Source organism: Pseudomonas sp. 28 E 9 (assembly GCF_900004785.1).
Classification (GTDB): domain Bacteria; phylum Pseudomonadota; class Gammaproteobacteria; order Pseudomonadales; family Pseudomonadaceae; genus Aquipseudomonas; species Aquipseudomonas orientalis_A.
In genome coordinates this window covers 139,272-145,374 of record NZ_CVTK01000042.1, presented here as the reverse complement: position 1 = coordinate 145,374, position 6,103 = coordinate 139,272, and the positions used below count along the sequence as shown (strand labels likewise).

Genomic DNA, 6,103 nt, shown 5'->3' with positions numbered 1-6,103 from the left:
GAGCGTTTTGCTTACTTTTGCGCTTTTCAAAAGTGAGCCGCTGTAAAAGCGGAACCCATAGCAGCCGTGACCGCAGAAACGGATATGTACTCGGCTGATCCAGCACCCGGCTCGGCTCTGAGGCCGCCATCGGGGGCAAGCCCCCTCCCACATTTGGACCTCGGAGTGTCAGGTAGATACGCGTTAGCTCCCTCGCCACAGGTGCGGTCTCGCACCAAAATTGTGTAGATACCTATGCCCCGATAGCGGTGTGTCAGCTTGAACATCTGTGTCTGGCTGACCGCTATCGGGGGCAAGCCCCCTCCCACATTTTTAGTTCTATGCCGTCCTTATCAACCGTTTGTCTTCTATATAGCTCCATAAACTTGAATTTCTTGCTATAAACGCACTCCGATGACCGTTCGCCAAGCCCGTCCTGGTGCTTTTGGGGGTTGATCGGGAAAAAATGCCTGTCATTTCAGTTGCTGCGCCTTCAAGTCGGCCTTAGACTGCCGCCCCTCGTAAATTGAGTGCCGGGTGGCGCTTGGAATCGATGGCGCCTTTCCGAGACCTGCAGAGGTCGGCCGGAACGCTCCCTTATTCGCCTTAATGCACGTATTTTTTATAGAGAAATCAATGACAAAGGAAAAGTTGCTGGCCATGCCGGCGGATGACTACATGAATGCCGAACAGCACGCTTTTTTCGAGAAGTTGCTGCAAGACATGAAAGTGGAACACCACGAGCGCATTGAACAGAACCGTATCGCCATTGAAAGCCTGGACACCCCGGCCGATCCGGCCGACGCTGCTTCCGTGGAAGAAGAGCGCACCTGGCTGGTCAATGCCATCGACCGCGACCAGCGCATGTTGCCGCAACTGGAACGTGCCCTGGAACGCATCAAGGAAGATTCCTTTGGCTGGTGTGATGACAGCGGCGAGCCTATCGGCCTCAAACGCCTGCTGATCAGCCCGACCACCAAATACTGCATCGAAGCGCAAGAGCGCCACGAGCAGATCGACAAGCACCAGCGTCAAGCCTGACGCGGTTGCACGGGGGCCGTATCATCGGCCCCCGCAGAGTTTTTGCGTGACACCCCCGTTATTGATCTACTGCAAGCCCCTGTACTAAAGGCCCATGGATAATGGCCTGTTAGTGGCGTTTAATGCAGACACAATAACGACAAGCAGTGGGGTAACGACAATGGCTGGAGATGGATCTCTGATGGGCGCAGCATTACCACCGCAACCGGTGGCGCGGGTGCTGCCCGGCTGGCTGATACCGCTCGCGCAGAGTACTGTCCTGGTGCTGCTACTGCTGGGCCTGGCCTTTGCCGGCTGGCCGATCTACCTGTGCCTGCCGCTGGCCTTGCTGGTGATCTGGCTGCCCCGCCTGAAAAGTCCCAAACCCTCTGTGACCCACGCTGCGGCCGGCGATGCGATTGGCGAGCTGGCGCGCGACCTGTCCCATACCACCAGCCATAATGCACTCTCCGCTGCGGGCGTGGCCTATTCGGTCAAGCAACTGGCGGCGCGCCTGCAATCGCAGTTGAGCGCCTCCCAGCAAATCGTCAGCAGCGCGCAGGTGATGATCGGCACCGAACAGGTCACCTCCCAGCTCAGCCGCCAGGCCCTGGGCGCGTCGAGCCAGGCCCGTCAGCGCAGCAGCGAAGGCCGTGAAGTATTGGTGCAGTCGATCACCCGCATGCATCAGCTCAGCCAGCGTGCCGATGCCAGCCGCACGCTGATCGAAGCCCTGAGCCAGCGCAGCGAGGAAATCCAGCGCGTGACGCTGGTGATCCAGTCCATCGCCAGCCAGACCAACCTGCTGGCGTTGAACGCGGCGATTGAAGCGGCGCGGGCCGGAGAGCACGGGCGCGGGTTTGCGGTGGTCGCCGATGAGGTGCGCGGCCTCGCCGGACGTACGGCCACGGCCACCGATGAAGTCGGGGTGATGGTCGCCGACATCCAGCAGCGCACGGCCCAGGTGGTGGAGCAGATTCGCCAGCTGTCGGCGGACCTGCACACCGGTGTAGAGCAAGTGGAAGATGCCGGCGAACACCTGGCGAGCATCGCCGGCCTGGCGGCGGATGTGGAACAGCAGGTCAGTGAAATCGCCCAGGGCACCGACACCAACCGCACTCAACTCGACAGCCTGTTCCACGCCGTGGAGCAGATGCGCAGCGACCTGGCGGTCAGCGACCAGCAAACCCGCCAACTCGCCGACGCCGCCGTGCAGATGGAAGGGCAGGCGGAAACTATCAGCGAGCGCCTGGCGCAGGTCGGCCTGGATGACTATCACCAGCGCATCTACGACCTGGCCCGCGAAGGCGCCCGGCGAATTGGCGAACAGTTCGAGGCGGATGTGCTGCACAGCCGGGTCAGCCTGGAAGATCTGTTCGATCGCAACTACACGCTGATTCCAAATACCCACCCGAGCAAATACAAGACACGTTTCGACGCCTACACCGACCAGGTATTACCCGCCATTCAAGAGGCGCTGTTGCCGCTTCATGAGGGTTTGGTGTTTGCCATTGCCTGTACGCCCCAGGGCTACGTGCCGACACACAACAAAGCGTTTTCCCACGCATTGACCGGTGATGCCCAGGTGGACGCGGTGCAGAACCGCACCAAGCGCAAATTTGACGACCGTACCGGCCTGCGGTGCGGTAGCCATCAACAAGCCATGTTGCTGCAGACCTACACGCGCGATACCGGCGAGCTGATGCACGACCTGTCAGTGCCGATCATGGTTCGGGGGCGGCATTGGGGTGGTTTACGCCTGGGCTACAAGCCGCAAGGGGGCAGATCCGCGTAGCGGCAGGCAGCAAGCGCGCTCCTGCGGGAGGAGCGGCGTGCGGTCAGTGCGTTTGAATCAAGCGACAGGAGACTCATGCAGCAGGGCGTTGAGGTCATCGACCGCAGGCGCCCATTCGGCATCGACATGCAGTTGTTCCTTGAGGAAGCTCGCCTGTTGCTCGCTCCAGAAAGGCGCGTCGACGAGTTTCACGTCATCCGGCAGACGGTGCTCGGCGGTGAAGCGTTCGATGCCTTCCTGACTGGAATCCAGGCCTAACTGGTCGAAGAGGGTTTCAAGTGTCGGGGTCGTGGTGTCCATCATATTCTCCATGCGGGCTGATCATCGTTCTGCATGTGAGGGGGATGGCGCGCCAGAGTTCTATCGGATTGTCACGAATTGAGTGCGCCTGAATCCACGGCGGCTTTCAGGGCCCTGGCGGCGTCTTTGCCGGCAATGGCGGCAGCGTCGACAGTTTTGAACCAGCGGTCTTTTTCGACCTGATGCGTTGTTACTGTGGTCAACGGCGGTTTGGCCCGCATGATGATGACCGCTTGAAACTCTCCGTCCACTTCCCTCGCATCGCCATGGATAAAAAATTCGCCAATATCAAATTCCGTCACGTATAGCCTTCCCTTCGCGGTAACTGCACTGATGAAACCTGACCCGCAGGGGGCAAACTTCAAGGACGGGTCAGTATGGCAGTTGTTGAAGGGGCGCTGTGCAGTAAAGTGTGCACGACACTCAGCCAGCTGACGAAACGAGTGTGCCGTGCAGGCCATACAGGTTGGCTTCCAGCGCTTTTGCCAGTGCGCAGGCCTTGCTGTGATCGCTGCGAAAGCCTTTTATCCTGCCGCTGGTCACTTCCTGGATATGAAAAAAGTTTCTTCCGGCCGGCACCACTCGATAAAGCACGGAATGGGAGTACCCATCGGGTGTGGGTAGGCAGTAGTATTGGTGTGCGTCCGGACATGATGAATGAGTGTGAAAAGACGCAGTGTCGTGTTGACGTCGTTGCATGCTCAGCTCCTGTCGATCGACCTGGTTGATATCAGCGGCTGGTTTTGACCGGTGTTGCTGTTTAGTATTGTCGTCGGCAACGCGCACCTGGTTCCATGGCCGGGTATTTTCTTTTGTGATGCGTGTCGGAAAACTGTGTTTTTAATCGGGTTATTCTCTGAAGTTGTTCGACTCGTATTCTCGGGTCGTTGAACCTGTGATTTGCTGTGTCGCCGGATGACCTCGCACAAGGGCCACCGCGGCTGTCTGTACGGCTCTTATGGTTGTCTTCAGGTTTTTAACGAGTATGTCTTTCGTGCCGTAACGGCCGTTTTTTTGTGCTGCCCGCTCAAGCGGTCAGTGCTTTATCGATGTGGGGGCGTTTCCTTGGCAGTCAGTAATCTGGATATGCACGCGTTATTCGTGCTGGGTGATTTACGCGCAAAGTTGGTCAAGCAGTTTCAATCTCGTTTTGTCTACGTTACCGAACAGACCCCGGAAGGTATCTACATCGCCGAGATCGACACTGAAGCGGCGTTGGTCGTGGACGACAAGCCACGCCTGGAGCTCAAGGTGGGCGATCATTTTCGCGCGGCAGTATTGCCCAGCCGTGAAGGTGGCAAGTTTGAACTCAAGTTTCGCGATATCAAGTTGACCGTGTATGGCCTGGGCGACTACGCCTTTGTATCTTCGGCCGAGGGCGAAGGCATCGTGTTCAAGGAAGGCCACAGCGTCATGCTGGTATTTGCTGCCCACCAGCAACTGCAGGAAGGCCTGACCAAAACCCTCAAGGCCGTCACCGGCAAGGCCGCCAAGTGGCGCAAGGGCGAACTGGTGACGTTCAAGGCCAGTGAGTAAGCGCAATCACGGCGAACTTCTTTTATCTCCCGGAACCTCTACTACAGTTGAGTTGACTTAACTACGAGAGAGGCTTCGCGCATAGCAGCAAAGCCGTCCGCTGATGGCTGCGATATCGCGAGGTGCAAAGGAATGAAAGGATTGAGAACGCTGTTGGCTGCATCGCTGACGACCCTGGGCCTGTCCATGGCGTCAGTGCCAGTATCGGCCGCCCAGGCGCCGGTGCACTTTGCCGACCTGAACTGGGAAAGCGGCAGCCTGATCACCGAGGTACTGCGGTTCATTGTCGAGAAGGGCTACGACTTGCCCACCGACACCTTGCCCGGTACCACCATCACCCTGGAAACCGCCCTGGCCAAGAACGACATTCAGGTGATCGGTGAAGAGTGGGCGGGCCGCAGCCCGGTCTGGGTCAAGGCCGAGGCGGAAGGCAAGGTGGTGGGCCTGGGCGATACGGTCAAGGGCGCCACCGAAGGCTGGTGGGTGCCGGAGTACGTGGTCAAGGGTGATCCGGCCAAGGGTATCAAGCCGCTGGCCCCTGACTTGAAAAGCGTACAAGACCTGGCGCGCTACAAGGATGTGTTCAAGGACCCGGAGTCACCGGACAAGGGGCGGTTTCTCAATAGCCCTATCGGTTGGACTTCGGAAGTGGTCAACCGGCAAAAGCTCAAGGCTTACGGCCTGGACGACAGCTATGTGAACTTTCGCAGCGGCTCGGGGGCGGCCCTGGATGCGGAGATCGCTTCGTCGATTCGTCGGGGCAAGCCGGTGCTGTTCTACTATTGGTCGCCCACGCCGTTGATGGGCCGCTATAAGTTGATTCAACTGCAAGAGCCGCCGTTCGATGCGCAGGCCTGGAAGACGCTGACGGATGCGGACAATCCTGATCCCAAGCCGACGCGGTCGCTGGCGTCCAGGTTGAGCATCGGGGTGTCTACGCCATTCCAGAAAGAGCATCCGCAGATTGCGCAGTTTTTCGAGAAGGTTGAGTTTCCTATCGAGCCGCTTAATCAGGCGTTGGCGAAAATGAGTGAGAATCATACGCCGCCTCGGGAGGTGGCCCAGGCGTTTCTCAAGGCTCATCCCGAGGTGTGGAAGGCGTGGTTGACGGAGGATGTGGCTCTCAAGGTTGAGTCGGCCCTCAAGTGATTGACAGTATTGCTACCTGATGGCGTTCCAGATGTGGGAGGGGCTTGCTCCCATGACGGCGGGACAGCCTATAGCTGTCTGACTGATGCACTGCAATCCAAATGTGGAGACTTGCTTCCATGAAGGCGGGACAGCCTATAGCTATCTGACTGATGTACTGCAATCCAAATGTGGGAGGGGGCTTGCCCCCGATGGCGGCCTCAGAGCCGGCCAGGATGTTGGATTGGACCGAGTACATATCCGTTGCTGCGGTAACGGCTGCTAATGGTTCCGCTTTTACAGCGGCTCACTTTTGAAAAGCGCAAAAGTAAGCAAAACGCTCTT

General features: G+C 58.4%; 7 protein-coding genes. 4 read left to right on the top strand and 3 right to left on the bottom strand.

All coding sequences use genetic code 11. From position 1 onward, the window contains the following. Positions 1–615: 615 nt before the first annotated feature. A complete protein-coding gene (locus BFQ00_RS11085; protein WP_003191666.1) occupies positions 616–1,020 on the top strand; it encodes a TraR/DksA family transcriptional regulator in 405 nt (134 codons plus the stop codon). A 94-nt stretch (positions 1,021–1,114) separates the two neighbouring features. Further along, the gene (locus BFQ00_RS11080) at positions 1,115–2,794 is read left to right on the top strand and encodes a methyl-accepting chemotaxis protein (RefSeq protein ID WP_371914192.1); all 1,680 of its coding nucleotides are present in this window, start codon (positions 1,115–1,117) and stop codon (positions 2,792–2,794) included. Positions 2,795–2,851: 57 nt separating this feature from the next. Here the strand turns inward: BFQ00_RS11080 and BFQ00_RS11075 are convergent, their stop codons facing one another. From BFQ00_RS11075 to BFQ00_RS29105, 3 genes are all read right to left on the bottom strand, one after another. Then, positions 2,852–3,094, bottom strand: coding sequence for a DUF2789 domain-containing protein (locus tag BFQ00_RS11075; RefSeq protein WP_065885227.1), 243 nt, complete (start codon positions 3,092–3,094; stop codon positions 2,852–2,854). A 71-nt stretch (positions 3,095–3,165) separates the two neighbouring features. Next, positions 3,166–3,396, bottom strand: coding sequence for a hypothetical protein (locus tag BFQ00_RS11070; protein WP_065885228.1), 231 nt, complete (start codon positions 3,394–3,396; stop codon positions 3,166–3,168). 121 nt (positions 3,397–3,517) lie between these two features. After that, complete coding sequence (locus BFQ00_RS29105; RefSeq protein ID WP_065885229.1) at positions 3,518–3,793, bottom strand: hypothetical protein; 276 nt, start codon at positions 3,791–3,793, stop codon at positions 3,518–3,520. Positions 3,794–4,159: 366 nt separating this feature from the next. Between BFQ00_RS29105 and BFQ00_RS11060 the strand changes: the two genes are divergently transcribed. After that, positions 4,160–4,630 carry a hypothetical protein gene (locus BFQ00_RS11060; RefSeq protein WP_065885230.1) on the top strand — a complete coding sequence of 157 codons (471 nt, stop codon included), beginning with the start codon at positions 4,160–4,162 and terminating at the stop codon, positions 4,628–4,630. A 132-nt stretch (positions 4,631–4,762) separates the two neighbouring features. Then, positions 4,763–5,779 carry an ABC transporter substrate-binding protein gene (locus BFQ00_RS11055; protein WP_065933545.1) on the top strand — a complete coding sequence of 339 codons (1,017 nt, stop codon included), beginning with the start codon at positions 4,763–4,765 and terminating at the stop codon, positions 5,777–5,779. Positions 5,780–6,103 lie beyond the last annotated feature (324 nt).